The following is a 17,555-nucleotide window of genomic DNA, read 5'->3' on the forward strand; positions in this document are numbered from 1 at the left end:
ATGGTCAAGCGTTCTGCTGTCATCCGTGCCGTCGTCGGGCTGCTCGCGGCCTCGACCCTGCTGATCGCCCCGCCGGCGCAGGCGGCGGGAGGCGTCAACGACGCCGCATGCCGGCCATCGGCCGACCACCCGAACCCGGTCGTCTTCCTGCATGGCCTGGGAGCCAACAAGGACGAGGACCTCAACTTCCTCCAGGCCGACGTGGCGGCCCAGGGCTACTGCACCTACAGCCTGACCTACGGCACCGGTGCGTACGGTCCGTTCGTCGGCGGGGTGGGGGACATCGCCAGGTCGGCGGCGCAGATCAAGGCGTTCGTCCAGAACGTGCTGGCGCAGACCGGCGCCGCGAAGGCCGACCTGGTCGGCCACTCCGAGGGTGGCTTCCAGACGCTCTACGTCACCAAGACGCAGGGCATCTCCGACCGGATCGACAAGGTCGTCGCCATCGCGCCGCCGACCCACGGCACCACGTTCGCCGGCCTCTACCGGCTCGGCATGGCCCTGGGTGCCGATGAGCTGGCCGGACAGGTCCTGACCACCTTCGGCTGCATCGCCTGCACCCAGCTGGTCACCGACGGCAGTGCCGTACGCACCCTGACGAACGGCCCGATCGCGCAGCCCGGCGTGACGTACACGATCATCCAGTCGAGGTACGACGAGCTCGTCACGCCCACCGAGACCGCGTTCGTGCGCGAGCCGGGCGTCACCAACACCTACGTCCAGGACGTCTGCCCGCACGACCCGGTCGGCCACATCGGCGAGGCCTACGACACCAACGTGTGGAACATGGTCAAGAACGCGCTCGACCCGGCCGGCGCCGCCCCCTTCGTCTGCTCGGTCGGGTCGCCCGGCTGATGGCGCAGGAGGGCCGTTCGTACGGCGGGCTGACCCGCGAGGAGCGCGACGCCCAGCGCCGCCAACGGCTGCTGGAGACCGCCAAGGAGATCATCGGTACGAAGGGCTACGCCGCGACCACGATCCCGGGTGTGTGTGCCGCCTCGAAGGTGTCGACGCGGCACTTCTACGAGATCTATCCCGGCAAGGAGGATCTCTTCGTCGACCTCTACGACCGGATCACCGCCGACTCCTACGCGCGAGTGGCGACCTCCTTGGAGGCGACCGCCGGGAAGCCGATCTTCGAGCGGGTGCCGGCAGCGGTGCTGGCCTATCTCGACCCGATGCTCAAGGATCCCCGCGTCGCTCGGATCGCGTTCGTGGAGATCATGGGCGCGAGCCCGCGCATCGAGAAGCTCCGGCTGGACTATCGCGAGACCCTGGTCGAGATCGTGGGCACCGAGTGCTCCGCCTCCGTGGGCAGGGGCGAGATCCTCGATCGTGACTGGCGCTTCGCCGCGCTGGCTCTCGTGGGCGCGGTGACCGCGATCGTCTACGACTGGGCGCTGCATCAGCCGGGCTCGAGCCGCGAGGCGCTCGAGGCCCAGCTGGCCGACCTCGCGCTCGTCCTGCTGACCTCCGACCCGCCCGGCTAGGGGTCGCCCGTGTATCTCCTCGCGACCTGGGTACCGGCCAGGTGTACAGCGATGAGGAGGAACACCATGTTCAAGAAACCAGGAATGCTGGCTGCCTTCGGGATCGGCTATGTCCTCGGCGCTCGCGCTGGACGTGAGCGGTACGACGCCATGGTCACCAAGGCACAGGACCTGTGGCACGACCCTCGGGTGCAGGAGAAGGCGCACCGCGCCGGGTTCGTAGCCAAGGAGAAGGCGGCCACGGCCCGTGACACCGTTCAGCACAAGATGCCCGGCGGCACCACGCCGTCCGAGACGTCGACCCCGACCCCGACCCCGACCCCTCACGCGGCGCCGAGCGCCACGCGTCCGGGCATGGCTGGGGACCCGGTGACCGACATGCCGCGGGGGTGGGAGTCGTGACGCTTCATCACTCCGACCGCCAGACCGACGCTTCGATGGGTGAGCTGGTCTCACGGCTCTCTACGGAGATGTCCACCCTCGTGCGTGGCGAGCTCGAGCTCGCTCGGCTCGAGCTGACCGAGAAGGCGAAGCACACCGGCAAGGGGGCCGGCGCGTTCGGCGCCGCTGGCCTGGTGGCTCTGTACGGCGTCGGGGTCCTGATCGCCACGGCGATCCTCGCCCTGGCGCTGGTCATGGACGCCTGGCTGGCTGCGCTGCTGGTCGGAGTCGTGCTCCTGGCCATCGCAGGCTGCATCGCCCTGTTCGGGAAGAAGCAGGTCTCCGAGGGCACCCCGATGAAGCCCGAACGGGCCACCGAGGGCCTCAGGCGGGATATGGAGACCGTCAAGCACCGTCACGCTGAGGACCGCACCCCGAGGAGTACGCCATGACGAACGACCACGTCAGCCGACCCGTCGAGGCCGGTGACGACAGCATCGCCGCAGTCGAGGCCGGTCTGGACACCACCCGACACGAGATGGCCGACACCCTCGACGAGCTCGCCGCGCGGCTGGACGTGAAGACGCGCGGGCAGGAGAAGGCTCACGAGCTGAAGCAGCGTACGCAGGTGGCCGCCAGGTCCCGAGACGTACAGATTCGGAGCGGCATCGTCGCCGCGATCGTGCTCAGCCTGATCCTGATGCTGGCCCGGAGGAAGCGCCGCCGGCTCAGCGACGCCGAGTAGGCCGGGTCAGCCGGTCGAGAAAGGCCACGAGCAGCGCCTCGCGCATCGCGGCGGAGGCCAGGTCGAGCATCGCGTTGACCTCGGCCATCCGTTGCGGGAGCGGAGGGCGGTGTCCTGAGCTTGTCGAAGGGTCGCCCTCTGCCTCGGCGGCTCCGACGAGCCCCGCGGCGAGCAGCAGGCCGTCGAAGTCCTCCTCGGACAGGGAGAACGGGTCGAGGTCGCCGATGAACGTCGCGACGGCCGGGTCGACCGTGACCGGGCCGGTGGCCACCGCGGCCGCGACCGCCTCCGCGAGAGCAGCGAGGAGCTCCGGTACGTGGGGGAGCGTCGCCGCGCTCACCGACAGGTGGATGGTGGCGGGGGAGCCGGCGAAGGACATCTGCGGCTGGACGTACCAGCCGCGTACGGCCATCTCGTCGCAGACCGTGAATGGATCGCAGCTGCCGTCGGTGGTGAGCGCGAGGAGCGTCGAGTCGGGAGTGCTGACCACCGCGAGCTCGGGCATCTCCTCGACGCCGGCGCGGATGCGATCCACCGCCTCGAAGACGTCGCGGGCGAGTCGCTCATATCCCTCATCGCCCAACGAGCGCATCACCGCCCAGGCGCCGGCCAGCGGTCCGCCGGACTTCGTCGACTGCATCGTGGAGTTGAGCATGGTGTAGCCCGGCCAGGCGGCCGAGGCGAAGAACTGCGGCCGCCGCAGCGCCGGGGTGCGGTACAGCAGCACCGAGGTGCCCTTGGGGGCGTAGGCGTACTTGTGCAGGTCGACGGAGATCGAGGTGACGCCTTCGACAGCGAACGTCCAGGCCGGTACGTCCCGTCCCAGCCGCGTCGCGTAGGGCAGCACCCAGCCACCGATGCACGCGTCGACGTGGCAGCGGATCCCGCGCTCGGCCGCGGCTGCCGCGATCTCGGTGACCGGATCGACGACGCCGTGCGCGTAGGACGGCGCCGAGGCGACGACCAGCACGGTGCGCTCGTCCATCGCCGCGGCCATCGCGGCCGGATCCGCGCGGAAGTCGGGCCCGACCGGCACCAGCACCGGCTCGACCCCGAAGTAGTGGGCGGCCTTGTGGAACGCGGCGTGCGCGGTCGACGGGAGCACCATCCGCGGCCGCTCGATCGCGCGGTGCGCGTCGCGTGCGGCCTGCACCGCGAGCAGTACCGACTCGGTGCCACCGGAGGTGACCGTGCCGACCACGGACTCGGGAGCGTCGAGGAGATCGGCGGCCATGCCGACCACCTCGGTCTCCATCCGGAGCAGGCTCGGGAACGCGGTCGGGTCCAGCCCGTTCGAACCGGCGTAGGCCGCCACCGCCTCGCAGCCGATCCGGTCGATGTCGGGCAGGCCGGAGTCGTAGACGTAGGCGAGGGTGCGGCCACCGTGCACCGGCAGGTCGGCGGCCTGCATCGAGCGGAGCTGGGTTAGGGCGTCGGTCATACGGTCACGGTCCCATCAACGTCGTCGGCGGTGAGCGAGTAGCGGCGCAGCCAGAACAGGCTGAGGAGAGCCAGGCAGGCCGGCAGCACCGAGAAACCGAGGGTGATCGCGGTCAGTGCCGAGTCCGGCTGGGCGACGTCGCTCCCGGTCGAGGAGCGGTAGCCGCCGAGCGCGAGCACCGCGGCGTACACGCCGGGCCCGAGCGCGAGCCCGAGGGTCTCGCCGGCGGTCCAGACGCCGGTGTAGACGCCGATCCGGCTCGACCCGCTGCGCCGGGCGTCTACGGCGGCCGCGTCGGGGAGCATCGCCATCGGGAAGACCTGGCACCCGGCGTACCCGATCCCGACGAGCACCACCGCGGCATAGACCAGGGCGACCGGTGCGATCTGGGCGGTCGCGGCCAGCAGCGCGCCGGCGGCGAGGACGACCGAGGCGGCGACGTACCCGTTCTTCTTGCCGATCCTGGCGCCGAGCGCCGCCCACGCGGGGGTGAGCAGCAGCGCCGGGCCGACGAAGCAGACGAACAGCACCGTCGCCGCGCCGTCGCGGCCGAGGACGTCGCCGGCCAGGTAGTCGACGCCGGCGAGCATCGCGCCGAACGCGACGGCCTGGACCACGAACGTGATGAGCAGCCGGCGGAAGTCGGGCGCCGCCGCGACGATCCTCAGCTGGTCGCGCAGGCTGCCCGGCCCCGGATGGACGATGTGGACCGGCGCCCGGCGGGTGCCGACGTACGCACTGAACACCCCGACCAGGATGAGCACCGCCATCACCACGCCCATCACGCGGTAGCCGTCGCGGCCACCGACTGCGTCGCGGATCATCGGTGCGGTCGCGCCGGCGAGCAGGATGGTGAGCGCCAGGATCGCGACCCGCCAGGTCATCAGCCGGGTGCGTTCGTCATAGGACTCGGTCAGCTCGGCGGGCATGGCGACGTAGGGCACCTGGAAGAACGCGTACGCCGTCGCGCAGGCCAGGAACAGGACCAGCACCCACAGCGCCTCGAGGCCGGTCGCCATCGACGGCGCCGCGAACAGCAGCGCGAACGTCACCGCCAGCGCGATCCCGGCCCGGCGCAGCCATGGTCGCCGCGGCCCTCGTGGGTCCACGGTCCGGTCGCTGATCCGGCCCGCGATCGGGTTCAACACGACATCCCACGCCTTCGGCGCGAACACGATGAACCCCGCCGCCAGGGCCGCGATGCCGAGGCTGTCGGTCAGGTAGGGGAGCAGCATCAGGCCCGGGATCGTGCCGAACGTGCCGGTCGCCACGGAGCCGGAGCCATAGCCGATCCGTACGCCGAGCGGGAGGGTCGGGGCGGGCATGCCCGCCATAGTGCCGTGGCCGAGGCCACGGCGTCCGGGGTTTCGCTTCATCCTCACCACAGGTAGCGGCGTACGAAAGCCTCCTTGACCGGTCCACCATGGGCGAACGCGGCGTCCACGGTCTCCTCGAGCGTGAGCGCCGAGAACGAGGTGTCGCCCTCGACGAGCAGATCCGCGTACGCCGCAGCTGCCTGCGCGAAGCTCACGTTCCGAGCCGGGTGGAGCAGGACGTGGCGGGTCTGGAGCGTCCACTGGTCGGGGTGGTTCCGCATCGATAGCGCGAGGAGGTGGTCGCGCCAGATCTGGCGCAGCCCGGTGTCGAGGACCTTGTCCTGCCAACCCGGCCTGAACGCGCCGGACGCCTCAGCGAGAGCGATCAGGAAGTCGGTCTGGTCCGCGTGGCGGGCGATCGCGTCCGGGCTGTCGGCCCGCGGCTTCGGGTCCTTGGCGGAGTGCTCGTGATACTTCGTCTCCACGCCGAGCACGGTCAGTGGTGCGTTCGGTCGCCCGAGCACCAGCGCGACGTCGAAGGCGGTGCGGTCACGGGTGTAGCGATCGCTGCCTCTCCTCGGAGACCATTCGAAGAGGATCGCCGGCATCTCGGCGTCCGGCACGCCGAACAGCTCCGCGAGCTGGCGCCGGGAGGCATGGTTCTCCGGCAGTGACGCCTCGCCGAAGAGATTGAACGCCATCGGCATCGACGACAGCAGATCGCGATAGAGACGCTTCGCGTCGAGGGTCTGGCGATCCTGCTTCGCCTCGACCCGCGCGCGGGCGACCCGGTGGATCTCCGGGGTGAGGAAGTTCGCGCCGGCCTCCGCGTCGCCGTCGTGGAGCTTGGTGCCGTTGGGAATGTCCTCGACCGGGGTCTCGTCGAAGCTCCGCCTCCCTGGGTGGCTGCCGAAGGAGACGACGCCGAGCTCGTCGACCGCCCAGCGATGCTGCCGCCACCGGGCCTCCCGCTTGAACGCCGTCATCAGCTGCCCGCCCGCCTTGTCGGTGTCGAACCAGCAGCCGGCGTCCTTCAAGTCATCCTGCGACGGCATCATCGATGTCACCGTGATCGTCCTTCCTCGGGGATGCCGTGATCATCGAGGCCCGGATCCTCCACGCGCGGCCGCATGAAACGGCCCATACCTCGCGTTGGGTATCCGGGGGTACGTTGACGCCATGCCGCTCGAGACCGGTGCCGTCGCGCCCGACTTCACGCTTCCCGCCCAGGACGGTACGTCCGTCACCCTCTCGTTGCTGACCGAGAAGGGCCCCGTGGTGCTCTTCTTCTACCCGGCCGCCGAGACGCCGGTGTGCACCAAGGAGGCCTGCCACTTCCGCGACCTCGCCGGCGAGTTCGAGGCGCTCGGCGCCCACCGGCTCGGGATCAGCAAGGACAGCGTGGAGAAGCAGGCCGGCTTCGCCGCCAACCACGACCTCGACTATCCCGTCCTCTCCGATCCTGTCGGGTCGGTGGCCGAGCTCTACGGCGTGAAGCCCAGCCTCCTCGGCAAGCTCGGTCCGCTGCAGCGTACGACCTTCGCCATCGGCACCGACGGCCTGATCAAGGCCGTCGTCGAGGGGATGCTCAAGGCCGAGATCCATGCCGACGAGGCCCTCGCCGCGCTCAGGGACGACGTGGAATGACGACCACCATCGCCGTCACCGGCGCCACCGGCTTCGTCGGCGGTGCCGTCGCCCGTGCGCTGGGCGGCTCCGACGCCGCGCTCCGTCTTCTCGTACGTGACACCTCCAGGGCTCCCGAGATCCCCGGAGCGGACGCGTTTGCGGTGAGCTACGGCGACCGAGAGGCCGCGGTGAGGGCCCTCGACGGCGTTCAGACCGTGCTCATGGTCTCTGCCGCGGAGTCGGCGGACCGCCTGGAACAGCACCTCACCTTCGTCGACGCCGCCGCGGCGGCCGGGGTCGAGCACATCGTCTACACCTCCTTCTTCGGTGCGGCGCCGGACGCCGTCTTCACGCTCGCGCGCGACCACTTCGCGACCGAGGAGCGGATCAAGGTGAGCGGGATGGGCTACACCCTGCTGCGCGACAACTTCTACCTAGACTTCCTCCCCTCCTTGGTCGGTGAGGACGGCGTCATCCGGGGTCCGGCCGGCAACGGCCGCTTCGCTGCGGTCGCACGGGCCGACGTGGCGCGCTCCGCCGTCGCCACGCTCACGACGCCGCAGGATCACCAAGGACGCACGTACGACCTCACCGGCCCCGCGGCGCTCACGATGAGCGAGGTCGCCGACATCCTCACCGAGCATCGTGGGCGTGAGGTGCGCTATCACGACGAGACGATCGAGGAGGCCTACGCGTCGCGTCGCCGCTGGGAGGCGCCCGACTGGCAGTACGACGCCTGGGTCTCCACCTACACCGCGATCGCTGCAGGCGAGCTCGACGGAGTCAGCACCGCCGTAGCCACGCTCACCGGGCGCGAGCCCCTCAGCCTTCGCGACTACCTCGCCGCCGGCGAATAGGTCCGGGCACCAAGAGGCTTGCTGGGGACTGCTCGTCGCCATGCGGGGTACCGACTTCGGCATGGTTGCATTCGGATACACCCTGATGACCGAACAGGCGGGCCCGACTGACCTCGTGCGCCACGCAGTCGCGGCCGAGGAGGCGGGCTTCGACTTCCTGGTGATGAGTGACCACTACTCGCCATGGCTGACTGAGCAGGGGCACGCGCCGTACGCCTGGAGCGTGCTGGGCGCAGTCGCGCAGGCCACGCAGCGGATCCCGTTGATGACGTACGTGACCTGCCCGACGATGCGGTACCACCCCGCTGTCGTCGCCCAGAAGGCCGCCACCGTGCAGGAGCTCTCGGGCGGCCGGTTCACGCTCGGCCTCGGCAGCGGAGAGAACCTCAACGAGCACGTCGTGGGCGCCGGCTGGCCGGCCGTGCAGACCAGGCACGAGATGCTTGCCGAGGCGATGGAGATCATCTCCGCACTCTTCGACGGCGAGCTCGTCGACTACCGCGGTGAGCACTTCGAGGTCGATGCTGCCCGGCTCTGGGACCTGCCCAGCGCGCGGGTGCCCGTCGGGCTGGCCGTCGGTGGGCCCGAGGTGTCCCAGCGTTGCGCTGCCCTGGCCGACCACCTCATCGCCGTCGAGCCCGACGCGGCTCTGGTGGAGGCGTGGAACGATGTGCCGGAGGCGCCGCGCGTCGGATCCGGGAGCACCCGAGCCATCGGCCAGATCCCGATCAGCTGGGATCCCGATGACGCCGACGCGGCGGTACGACGCGCGCACCACCAGTTCCGCTGGTTCGGCGGCGGCTGGGCCGTCAACAGCGAGCTTCCGACCACGGCGAGCTTCGCCGCGGCCTCGCAGTTCGTACGCCATGAGGATGTCGCCTCGTCGATCCCGTGCGGTCCCGACCTCGATGCGATCACCGAGGGAGTCAGGCCTTTCTGGAAGGCCGGGTTCACCGATGTCGCCCTCGTTCAGGTCGACGGCTCGACGAATGACCAGTTCCTGGCCGAGGCCGCCGGGCCTCTGCTCGACGCGCTGCGCTCGGCGTCGGACTGAGGCTCGGCCCCGCGGAGAGTCAGGGCTTGAAGACGACCTTCACCATCCCGTCGGACTTCTCCTGGAAGGACTTGTAGGCCTCCGGAGCCTCGCTCAGCGGGAGGTGGTGGGTGGCGAACGAGTCCACGCCGAGCGGGTCCTCGTCGTTCTCGAGGAACGGCATCAGGTCATCGGTCCAGGCGCGTACGTTGGCCTGACCCATGCGGATGCTGACCTGCTTGTCGAAGAGCTGCATCATCGGGAACGGGTCCATCGCGCCGCCGTAGACCCCGGCGATCGAGACTGTGCCCCCGCGGCGTACGGAGTCGAAGGCGGTGTGGAGAGCGGCCATCCGGTCCACGCCGGCGGCCTGCATCACCGGCCGGTTCACGGCTCCCGGCGTCATGGCCAGCAGCTTGGTCATCCCCTCCACGATGGGCGAGCCGTGGGCCTCCATCCCGACGGCGTCGATCACGGCGTCGGCTCCGCGTCCGTCGGTCAGGTCGCGTACCTGCTCGGCGACCTTGCCGGACTCGAGGTCGATCGTCTCGGCCCCACGCTGCCGCACCCGGTCGAGACGCTCGGGTTCGCGATCAACGCTGATGACGCGGTGGCCGGCGTCGAGCGCGAAGCGGCTCGCCATGTCGCCGATGGGGCCGGCACCGAGGACCAGCACGGTGCTCTCCGGGTCGGGGTCGGCGTACTGCAGTGCCTGCCAGGCGGTCGGCAGTACGTCGGAGAGGAAGAGGAACCGGTCGTCGGTCGGACCGTGCGGGACCTTGATCGGAAGCTCGTTGCCGAAGGGAACGCGCAGGTACTCGGCCTGTCCGCCCGGGATCTGACCGTAGAGCGAGCTGTAGCCGAAGAGACTGGCGCCGGTGCCCTTGTCGTGGTTCTGGGTGGTCTCGCACTGTGAGTGCAGGTGGTGCCGGCACATCCAGCAGGTGCCGCAGCTGACGTTGAACGGCACCACGACGCGGTCGCCGACGCTCAGCTCGCGAACTGCGGGACCGACCTCGGTCACCACCCCCATCGGCTCGTGCCCGACCACGTCTCCCGGTGTCATGAACCCGGTGAGCACCTCGTAGAGGTGCAGGTCGGAACCACACAGTCCCGTCGAGGTGATCTCGACGATGATGTCGTCGCCCTCGATGATGCGCGGATCAGGGACGTCGTCCACGCGGATGTCGCGCCTTCCTTGCCAGGTGACTGCCTTCATGGATGTGCCTCCTTGGGATCTAGTCACCCCTGCGGTACCCGGATCCGGCGATTCAAGCCTGGCGAGCGGCTGTGCTGAACCTGGTCGTGGTGGGTACCGGTGAGATTCACAGCAGAGCGGCCCCAGGGAGGGTGTGGACAACATGAAGGTGGTCGTCATCGGTGCGTCGGGAAACCTCGGCAGCGCCACCATCCGGGCACTCACCGCAGACGGGGCCGCCGACGTCGTCGCCGTCGCGCGCCGGGCGCCGGACGGACCTCGGGCCAGCGCCCATGCCTCCGTCGAATGGCGGATGGCCGATGTCTCGACGGCCAACCTGGAGCCGGTGGTCGAGGGTGCCGACGCGGTCGTGCACCTCGCCTGGAAGTTCCAGCCCACGCACCGTCCCGAGGAGACCTGGGCCACCAACGCCGTCGGCACACGCCGGGTCCTCGACGCCGTGGCCCGGGCAGGTGTCAAGGCGCTCGTGTGCGCCTCGTCGGTGGCGGCCTACTCTCCGGTCGATCACGACGACCTGGTCGATGAGACCTGGGAGACCGACGGTGCGTCGGCTGCCGCGTACTGCCGGGAGAAGGCGTACGTCGAACGGGCCCTGGACGCCTTCGCCTGCAACCACCCCGAGGTCCGTCTGGTCAGGGTTCGGCCCGCGTTCGTCTTCCAGCGCTCGGCGGCCAGCGAGCAACGGCGCATCTTCGGCGGCGCCCTGGCCCGGCCCGCGTTCCTGGACCGGCAGCGGACCCCAGTGGTGCCGGTGCCCGCGGGCCTGCGGTTCCAGGCCGTGCACGCCGGAGACGTCGGCCGGGCCCTCGCCACCGCGGCGACCACCGATGTATCGGGCGCGTTCAACCTGGCCGGTGACGGCGTGATCGCCCGCGACGAGCTCGGCGATCTGATGGGCGCTCGAACGATCGAGGTCCCGCCGCGTCTCGCGCGTCACGGCCTGGAAGGCGCCTGGCACGCACGGCTGGCGCCGGTCCCCGGCAGCCTGCTGGACGCGGTCATGCAGCTGCCGCTGATGTCGACCACCCGCGCCGAGCTGGAGCTCGCCTGGCAACCGCGCCACTCGGCCATGGACGCGCTCGAAGCCGTCCTCTCCGGGATCCCGCAGAAGGCGGGCAGCGAGCTCCCGCCGTTACGTCCCTGACCTCCACGAGGAGGAGCAGCCATGAACGACGACATGTTGCACGCCTACCTGCAGCACCACTGGGCAGGGGCCAGCGCCGGAGCCGCGATGTTCGAGCGGGTCGGCCGCTCGCACTCCGACACCGACGTGGCCGCCCGCGTACGACAGCTGGCGACCGAGGTGAAGGAGGACCGGGAGCAGCTGCGGCAGATCATCGAGGCGACGGGAGCCACCCCCTCGCGCATCGCCGCCACGACTGGACGGGCCGTGGAGTTCGCCGGCCGGTTCAAGCCGAACGGCCGGCTGGTGCGCCGCTCGCCGCTCTCGGACCTGTTCGAGCTGGAGGCGCTGCGTGACGCGGTGGTCGCCAAGCGGGCCGGGTGGCAGCTTCTGCGTGCCGCCACCGAGGACGACGTACGTGTCGACCCGCTGCAGCTGGACGAGCTCATCCGCCGCGCCGACGACCAGAGCGCCCGGCTCGAGGACCTGCACCTGCGAGTGGGCCGTACTGTCATCGGCGCATGATGGTTGGGGATCAGTCTGGAATCAGCTTGGAGACGTGGTAGTGGCTCAACGCCCATCCGGCTTGTCCACGTTGTGCGATCACGGTGAGGTGAACGGTCGCGTCTCCGTCGGGCCGCATGAACAGCACACGGGCATATCCAACTAGGGCCTCCTGGGCGATCTCGCGTGTGGAGAGGAGCTCGTACTCAGCCCGTAGACCGACCGGCTGCTTGGCGTAGTAGCGGCTGATGTAGTCGCGGCCGACGCCGGGCTCGGGGTCGAAGCCCTGGAAGAGTGCGTCCTCGGTGAAGAGGGCGGCGACATCGGCCGGTCGGCGCTCGGCGATGGCAGTTGCCCACTGGTCGAGCACGGTGCGCAGCTCGTGCTCCGCGCTGATGGTCTCGCTGGTCATGGAAGTTCTCCTTCGGGTGAGGTGGGACGATTCAGTGGCCGGCACTCTGGCCGCCGTCGATGTGGAGGAACTCGCCCGTGACGAAGGGCGACTGCTCCAGGTAGAGCACGCCGCGGGTCACGTCGTCGACCTCGCCCAGGGTCCCCATGGGGTGGAGCGCAGTGAGGAAGTCATGGGTCTCGGGTGCGTGCATGGGTGTCTTGATGATGCCGGGCGAGACCGCGTTCACCCGGATGCCTCGGCTGGCGTACTCGATGGCGAGCGACTTGGTCGCGGCCGCGACCCCACCCTTGCTGAGGGACGCCAGGACCGATGGCACCGCAGCCGATGCGCTCTCGACCAGGGTCGTGGTCACACTGATCACGTGCCCGCCCTCTTCCTGGTCGAGGAGTTGAGCGAGCGCCGCCTGCGTGACGTGGAAGAAGCCGTCCAGGTTGGTGCTCTTGATCGACTCGTAGTCCTCGACGGTGTAGTCGGTGAACGGCTTGGCGACGAAGATGCCCGCATTGTTGACCAGTGTGTCGACCCGACCGAACCGCTCGACTGCCGTAGCGATCACGCGCCGTGCGACCGTGGCGTCGCCGATGTCACCCACGACGGTCTGGAAGGTGTCGGTCGAGGCCGACTCGATGGATCGTGAGTTGGCGACGACGGCGTAGCCGAGGTCCTGATAGGCCGCGACGAGGGCGGCTCCGATTCCTTGAGAAGCGCCGGTGATGACGGCGACCTTTCGTGTGCTCATGGCGATGGAACATAGACGGTCGGTCAACTATTCCACTAGGCGATCGGTCTACAATCGGGAGCGTGGGACGGACTTCTGATGCGCGCGAGCGGCTTGTCGCTGCAGGCACCGAACTGTTCAGTGAGCGGGCCTACAGCTCGGTCGGCGTGGCGGAGATCGCCACCCGTGCTGGGGTGCAGAAGGGGTCGTTCTACTACTTCTTTCCGTCGAAGGAGGCCTTGGCGCTGGCTGTTGTCGACGCTCACTGGGAGTGGCAGCGTGGAGAGTGGTCCGCGATCCTGGCGGGGCCGGGTACGGTGCTGGAGCGCCTTCGGGGGATCTTCGACGTGGCCGCACAGATGCAGGCGTCGGCGCTGCGCGGCACCGGAGCGGTCACCGGCTGCCTGTTCGGCAACCTCGCCCTCGAAGTCAGCGCGAACAACCCCTCGATACAGAAGAGGCTTCAGGAGATCTTCGACGAACAGGTCCAGATGATCGCCGAACACCTGACCGTCGGGGTGGATGCCGGCGAGATCGAGATCGCGGACGCCCGGATGGCCGCGAAGTCGATCGTGGCCCAGCTCGAGGGGCTCGTGCTCTTCGCCAAGCTGTTCAACGACCCTGGCGAGCTGGATGACCTCTGGGGCAACAGTCTGCGACTGATGGGCATCACGCTGTCCGCCGAGGAGTCGGCTCCCCGGTGAGGGTCGGACCGCTCTAGCGTGCGTTCCGGCCGCCGCTCGGGAGCGAGATGGCGCGGCTTGCACGGAAATCGGCAGTGCGGAATAGGTTCACGCTCTCGTTGTTTAGTAGATGGTCGGTCAACTATGAACGGCCTCAAGAGAAGGGACTCACCCCATGTCCGAAAACGTGAAGGTCACGATCGTCTACTACTCCTCGACCGGCACGACGGCCGAAGTCGCCCGCGAGCTCGAGAAGGGAGTGCTGGCCACCGGCGCCGAGGTGCGCCTCACCAAGGCCCCGGAGCTCGCGCCGCTCTCGGCCATCGAGTCGAATGCAGCGTGGGCGGCGAACCATGCCACCACCTCCGACGTACCGGAGGCGTCGCCGGAAGACGTCGCCTGGGCCGATGTCGTCCTCTTCGGCACGCCGACCCGGTTCGGCAACGTCTCCGCCCAGCTCAAGCAGTTCATCGACACGCTCGGTGGTCTGTGGGCTGAGGGCAAGCTGGTCGACAAGATCTACAGCGGCTTCGTCTCGTCCTCCAGCCTCCATGGCGGCCAGGAGACGACGCTGCAGTCGCTCTACACCTCGGTGCACCACTTCGGAGGGATCCTCGTCGCCCCCGGCTTCACCGACCCGGTCAAGTACGACGACGGCAACCCGTACGGAACATCGCACGTCGACGCCCAGGGGACCAACCCCGTCGGCGACGTCACCCGGGCCTCGGCCAAGCACCAGGCCCAGCGTGTGGTCGAGATCGCCCGGCGCCTCAAGGCCGGACAGGCAGCCTGAGAGAGGAGTGGACCGATGGCTGAATTCATCGTTGAGATCAAGACCGTGGTCCCTGACGGGACCCCGCAGGCGGAGGTCGATCGACGCCGAGCCGCCGAGGCGGTCCGAGCTACGGAACTGACGGCGAGTGGCAACCTCGTTCGGCTCTGGCGGCCGATCGGCGAGATGCGGAGCATCGGCCTGTGGGTCGCCGACGACGAGGCGGCCCTGCGGGCGAACGTCTTGGAAACCCTGCCGTTGTCCCCGTGGATGACCTTCGACGTCACCGCGGTGGCATCGCATCCGAACGACCCGGCCGCTCGCGACCGCTGAACGACACGCGCCCGCCACCCGCGCTGCACCTCGTCGGGCCCTCGGGCGACGACGAGGTGCAGCGCGGCGACGGCGCACTCGTGATCGGCGCATGACAGCAGAGCCCGCCGGTTACCAGGTGGCATGACATCACCGACTTGTCTGATCCTGAACTGCACCCTCAAACGCTCACCCGACGAGTCCAGCTCCGCGCTGCTCGGGTCCCAGATCCTCACGGCGCTCACGGACCACGGGGTGAAGGGCGAGATGGTCCGGGTCGTCGACCACGACATACGCTTCGGAGTCTCCACCGACGAGGGTGACGGCGATGCGTGGCCCTTGCTGCGCGAGCGGATGCTGGCCGCTGACGTGCTCGTGCTGGTCACCCCGATCTGGTTGGGCCAGCCGTCCTCGGTGTGCAAGATGGTGCTCGAACGCCTCGACGCCGAGCTCAGCGAGACCGACGAGGACGGCCGGATGCGGACGTACGACAAGGTCGCCGGGATCGGCGTCGTCGGCAACGAGGACGGCGCCCACCACGTCACTGCTGAGCTCTGCCAGGCGCTCAACGACGTCGGCTTCACCATCCCCGCCAACGGCTCGACCTACTGGGTCGGCGAGGCCATGCAGGCCGTGGACTACAAGGACAAGAACCCGACTCCGGAGAAGACCGCGGGCACGACCACGACCATGGCCCGTCACCTCGCCCACCTCGCTGGCCTGCTGGTCACCTCGCCCTACCCGTCCGGGGAGTGAAACCCGGACCGGCCCTGCTCCTGTTCATGGCTGGCGGCTGGTCCCGGGCCGATCGCCGGTCACCTGGTCGGGGCGGTCCTTGGTGCCGGGCAGCATCTCTTGGACCTTCGACCGGAAGCCCTCGACGATCATGCCGAGCCGGTCGCTGTCGCCACGGACGATCGACTCGGCCGCCTTCTCGATCTGGTCCCAGGTCGCATGCGGCGGGATCGGGGGCACGGCGGGGTCGGTGACGAACTCGACGACGCACGGTCGGTCCGCGGCGAGGGCCTCCTCCCAGGCGGGGACGACCTCCTCGGGCTTCTCGGCGAGGACCCCGTGCAGGCCGAGACTGCGGGCGTAGGCGGCGTACGGGAAGTCCGGGAGCTGCTGCGACGGGAGGAACTGCGGTGACCCGCCCATCGCCCGCAGTTCCCACGTGACCTGGTTGAGATCGTTGTTGTGAAGGACGGCGACGACCAGCCGCGGGTCAGCCCAGTCGCGCCAGTACTTCGCGATGGTGATCAGCTCGTTGATCCCGTTCATCTGCATGGCCCCGTCGCCTACGAGCGCGAAGCCCGGCCGGTCGGGGTGGCCGATCTTGGCGCCGATGACGTACGGAACACCCGGTCCCATCGTGGCGAGCGTGCCGGACAGCGAACCTCGCATGCGGCCGCGCATACGGATGTGCCGGGCGTACCAGTTCGCCGACGACCCTGAGTCCGCGGCGATGATCGCGTCGTCCGGCAGCCGCGGCGACAGCTCGTGGAAGACGAGCTCCGGGTTGATCGGGTCGGCGGCGGTGTAGGCGCGGCGTTGCATGACCTCCCACCAGCGCGCGACGCCGTCCTCGACCTGTTCGCGCCATCCCTGGTGGCTGCGCGGCTCGAGCAGAGGGAGCAGCCGACGCAGCGTCTGGGCGGCGTCGCCCACCAGGTTGACCTCGAACGGGTAGCGAAGCCCCACCATGGTCGGATCGATGTCGATCTGCACGGCGCGCGCCTGCCCGAACTCAGGGAGGAACTGGGAGTACGGAAAGTTCGAGCCGACGACCAGCAGCGTGTCGCAGTCACGCATGAGCTCGTACGAAGGCCGGGTCCCGAGCAGCCCGATGGAGCCAGTGACCCACGGCAGCTCGTCGGAGAGGACGTCCTTGCCCAGCAGTGCCTTGGCGACGCCGGCCGCGAGGACGTCGGCAACCTGCGTGACCTCCGCGGCCGCGCCCCGGGCGCCCTGCCCGACCAGCATCGCAACCTTCTCGCCGGAGTTGAGGACATCGGCCGCGCGCCGGAGCTCAGCCTCGGGCGGCACCGGTGCCGACCAGCTCATGTCCAGGCTCGACGGGACCATCTTGAACGCGTGGCCGGGTGCGGCGTACTCGAGCTCCTGGACGTCGGCCGGGATGATGACGGCGGTCACGGTACGCCGGCTCGACGCCACGCGTATCGCCCGATCGAGGACGTTGGGCAGCTGCTCGGCGACCATGACGGTCTCGCAGTACTCGTTCGCGACGTCCTTGAAGAGGGTCGGGAGGTCGACCTCCTGCTGGTAGCTGCCCCCGATCGCGGTGCGGGCGGTCTGGCCCACGATCGCCACCACGGGGACGTGGTCGAGCTTGGCGTCGTACAGGCCGTTGAGCAGGTGGATGGCGCCGGGCCCGCTGGTGGCGGTGCACACGCCGGTGCGGCCGGTGAACTTCGCGTAGCCGACGGCCTCGAACGCGGCCATCTCCTCGTGTCGGGCTTGGACGAAGGTGGGCTGGTTGTCCGCCCGCTCCCATGCCGAGAGCAGGCCGTTGATGCCGTCACCGGCGTAGCCGAAGACGTGCTCCACCCCGTGCTCCCGCAGTCGTTGCAGGACGTAGTCGCCGACGGTCTGGCTCATGATTCCTCCTGGACCTGGGAACGCACTTTGGCGGGGTACCCCCGTCGCGAGGCCCGCATACGTGTGTGGTCCGGATTCGCGTCCGCTCGGCTGTCGCGACCACCCGGCCGGTGGCGGGGTGGTCGCTGACTCATCCAACCCGACGACGGCACGCCGCGGGGTTCTGATGCAGCTCCACGTTGTCCTCCACGATCTTGCGGTCGACCCAGCTGTTGCGAGCCACCGAGAAGTTGCCGGCGTAGGAGTTCCTGAGCACACGCAGGGAACGCACGTGATTGCCGACGACGCGGAGGTTGTT

21 protein-coding genes are annotated in these 17,555 nt (G+C 69.4%); 14 read left to right on the forward strand and 7 right to left on the reverse strand.

The window, feature by feature from the left end:
- The 5 genes from AB0F44_RS15155 to AB0F44_RS15175 all read left to right on the forward strand — a co-directional run bounded on the left by AB0F44_RS15155 (position 1) and on the right by AB0F44_RS15175 (position 2,616).
- Positions 1-855: an alpha/beta fold hydrolase gene (locus AB0F44_RS15155; protein ID WP_357356706.1), complete on the forward strand. Its 855-nt coding sequence runs from the start codon at positions 1-3 to the stop codon at positions 853-855.
- Positions 855-1,490, forward strand: a complete 636-nt coding sequence (locus AB0F44_RS15160) for a TetR/AcrR family transcriptional regulator (protein ID WP_357356708.1) — start codon at positions 855-857, stop codon at positions 1,488-1,490. Before AB0F44_RS15155 ends, AB0F44_RS15160 begins: the two co-directional genes overlap by 1 nt.
- A 66-nt stretch (positions 1,491-1,556) precedes the next feature.
- On the forward strand, positions 1,557-1,892 hold the full coding sequence (locus tag AB0F44_RS15165) for a hypothetical protein (RefSeq protein WP_357356710.1): 336 nt from the start codon (positions 1,557-1,559) through the stop codon (positions 1,890-1,892).
- Entirely contained in the window at positions 1,889-2,323 is a 435-nt protein-coding gene (locus AB0F44_RS15170; protein ID WP_357356711.1) for a phage holin family protein, read from the forward strand. Before AB0F44_RS15165 ends, AB0F44_RS15170 begins: the two co-directional genes overlap by 4 nt.
- Positions 2,320-2,616 (forward strand): DUF3618 domain-containing protein, encoded by a 297-nt coding sequence (locus tag AB0F44_RS15175; protein ID WP_357356713.1) that lies wholly within the window; start codon positions 2,320-2,322, stop codon positions 2,614-2,616. The genes AB0F44_RS15170 and AB0F44_RS15175 overlap by 4 nt, the downstream gene beginning before the upstream one ends.
- Here the strand turns inward: AB0F44_RS15175 and AB0F44_RS15180 are convergent.
- Genes AB0F44_RS15180 through AB0F44_RS15190 form a run of 3 tightly spaced genes read right to left on the reverse strand, consistent with a single transcriptional unit; the run spans position 2,600 to position 6,431 of the window.
- Complete coding sequence (locus AB0F44_RS15180; protein ID WP_357356715.1) at positions 2,600-4,057, reverse strand: aminotransferase class V-fold PLP-dependent enzyme; 1,458 nt, start codon at positions 4,055-4,057, stop codon at positions 2,600-2,602. The genes AB0F44_RS15175 and AB0F44_RS15180 overlap by 17 nt on opposite strands.
- Positions 4,054-5,382 carry an MFS transporter gene (locus tag AB0F44_RS15185; RefSeq protein WP_357356717.1) on the reverse strand — a complete coding sequence of 443 codons (1,329 nt, stop codon included), beginning with the start codon at positions 5,380-5,382 and terminating at the stop codon, positions 4,054-4,056. The genes AB0F44_RS15180 and AB0F44_RS15185 overlap by 4 nt, the downstream gene beginning before the upstream one ends.
- Before the next feature lie 53 nt (positions 5,383-5,435).
- Positions 5,436-6,431 carry a hypothetical protein gene (locus AB0F44_RS15190; protein WP_357356719.1) on the reverse strand — a complete coding sequence of 332 codons (996 nt, stop codon included), beginning with the start codon at positions 6,429-6,431 and terminating at the stop codon, positions 5,436-5,438.
- 121 nt (positions 6,432-6,552) lie between these two features.
- On the opposite strand from AB0F44_RS15190, the gene AB0F44_RS15195 reads away from it, so the two are divergent.
- From AB0F44_RS15195 to AB0F44_RS15205, 3 genes are all read left to right on the forward strand, one after another.
- The gene (locus AB0F44_RS15195) at positions 6,553-7,020 is read left to right on the forward strand and encodes a peroxiredoxin (protein WP_357356721.1); all 468 of its coding nucleotides are present in this window, start codon (positions 6,553-6,555) and stop codon (positions 7,018-7,020) included.
- Positions 7,017-7,859 carry an SDR family oxidoreductase gene (locus tag AB0F44_RS15200; protein ID WP_357356723.1) on the forward strand — a complete coding sequence of 281 codons (843 nt, stop codon included), beginning with the start codon at positions 7,017-7,019 and terminating at the stop codon, positions 7,857-7,859. The genes AB0F44_RS15195 and AB0F44_RS15200 overlap by 4 nt, the downstream gene beginning before the upstream one ends.
- A gap of 61 nt (positions 7,860-7,920) precedes the next feature.
- Entirely contained in the window at positions 7,921-8,913 is a 993-nt protein-coding gene (locus tag AB0F44_RS15205; RefSeq protein ID WP_357356724.1) for a TIGR03557 family F420-dependent LLM class oxidoreductase, read from the forward strand.
- 19 nt (positions 8,914-8,932) lie between these two features.
- Here AB0F44_RS15205 and AB0F44_RS15210 read toward each other — a convergent pair whose 3' ends face one another.
- Complete coding sequence (locus AB0F44_RS15210; protein WP_357356726.1) at positions 8,933-10,111, reverse strand: alcohol dehydrogenase catalytic domain-containing protein; 1,179 nt, start codon at positions 10,109-10,111, stop codon at positions 8,933-8,935.
- 142 nt (positions 10,112-10,253) lie between these two features.
- Here AB0F44_RS15210 and AB0F44_RS15215 point away from each other — a divergent pair, with 142 nt between their 5' ends.
- Positions 10,254-11,255 (forward strand): NAD-dependent epimerase/dehydratase family protein, encoded by a 1,002-nt coding sequence (locus AB0F44_RS15215; RefSeq protein WP_357356728.1) that lies wholly within the window; start codon positions 10,254-10,256, stop codon positions 11,253-11,255.
- Positions 11,256-11,276: 21 nt separating this feature from the next.
- Entirely contained in the window at positions 11,277-11,759 is a 483-nt protein-coding gene (locus AB0F44_RS15220; protein ID WP_357356730.1) for a hypothetical protein, read from the forward strand.
- Positions 11,760-11,769: 10 nt separating this feature from the next.
- Here AB0F44_RS15220 and AB0F44_RS15225 read toward each other — a convergent pair whose 3' ends face one another.
- Together AB0F44_RS15225 and AB0F44_RS15230 are read right to left on the reverse strand one after the other, a co-directional pair.
- Positions 11,770-12,150 carry an SgcJ/EcaC family oxidoreductase gene (locus tag AB0F44_RS15225; protein WP_357356732.1) on the reverse strand — a complete coding sequence of 127 codons (381 nt, stop codon included), beginning with the start codon at positions 12,148-12,150 and terminating at the stop codon, positions 11,770-11,772.
- A 31-nt stretch (positions 12,151-12,181) separates the two neighbouring features.
- Entirely contained in the window at positions 12,182-12,892 is a 711-nt protein-coding gene (locus AB0F44_RS15230) for an SDR family oxidoreductase (protein ID WP_357356734.1), read from the reverse strand.
- Between the two features lie 62 nt (positions 12,893-12,954).
- Here AB0F44_RS15230 and AB0F44_RS15235 point away from each other — a divergent pair, with 62 nt between their 5' ends.
- The 4 genes from AB0F44_RS15235 (at position 12,955) to AB0F44_RS15250 (ending at position 15,394) form a co-directional block, all read left to right on the forward strand.
- The gene (locus tag AB0F44_RS15235; protein WP_357356736.1) at positions 12,955-13,575 is read left to right on the forward strand and encodes a TetR/AcrR family transcriptional regulator; all 621 of its coding nucleotides are present in this window, start codon (positions 12,955-12,957) and stop codon (positions 13,573-13,575) included.
- A gap of 154 nt (positions 13,576-13,729) precedes the next feature.
- Positions 13,730-14,347, forward strand: a complete 618-nt coding sequence (wrbA, locus tag AB0F44_RS15240; RefSeq protein WP_357356738.1) for an NAD(P)H:quinone oxidoreductase — start codon at positions 13,730-13,732, stop codon at positions 14,345-14,347.
- A 15-nt stretch (positions 14,348-14,362) separates the two neighbouring features.
- Entirely contained in the window at positions 14,363-14,659 is a 297-nt protein-coding gene (locus AB0F44_RS15245) for a muconolactone Delta-isomerase family protein (RefSeq protein WP_357356740.1), read from the forward strand.
- A 123-nt stretch (positions 14,660-14,782) separates the two neighbouring features.
- Positions 14,783-15,394 carry an NAD(P)H-dependent oxidoreductase gene (locus AB0F44_RS15250; protein WP_357356742.1) on the forward strand — a complete coding sequence of 204 codons (612 nt, stop codon included), beginning with the start codon at positions 14,783-14,785 and terminating at the stop codon, positions 15,392-15,394.
- Between the two features lie 24 nt (positions 15,395-15,418).
- Here AB0F44_RS15250 and AB0F44_RS15255 read toward each other — a convergent pair whose 3' ends face one another.
- Positions 15,419-17,257: a thiamine pyrophosphate-requiring protein gene (locus AB0F44_RS15255; RefSeq protein WP_357356744.1), complete on the reverse strand. Its 1,839-nt coding sequence runs from the start codon at positions 17,255-17,257 to the stop codon at positions 15,419-15,421.
- Between the last annotated feature and the right edge of the window lie 298 nt (positions 17,258-17,555).

This window comes from Nocardioides sp. NPDC023903 (assembly GCF_040639295.1).
Taxonomy (GTDB): domain Bacteria; phylum Actinomycetota; class Actinomycetes; order Propionibacteriales; family Nocardioidaceae; genus Nocardioides.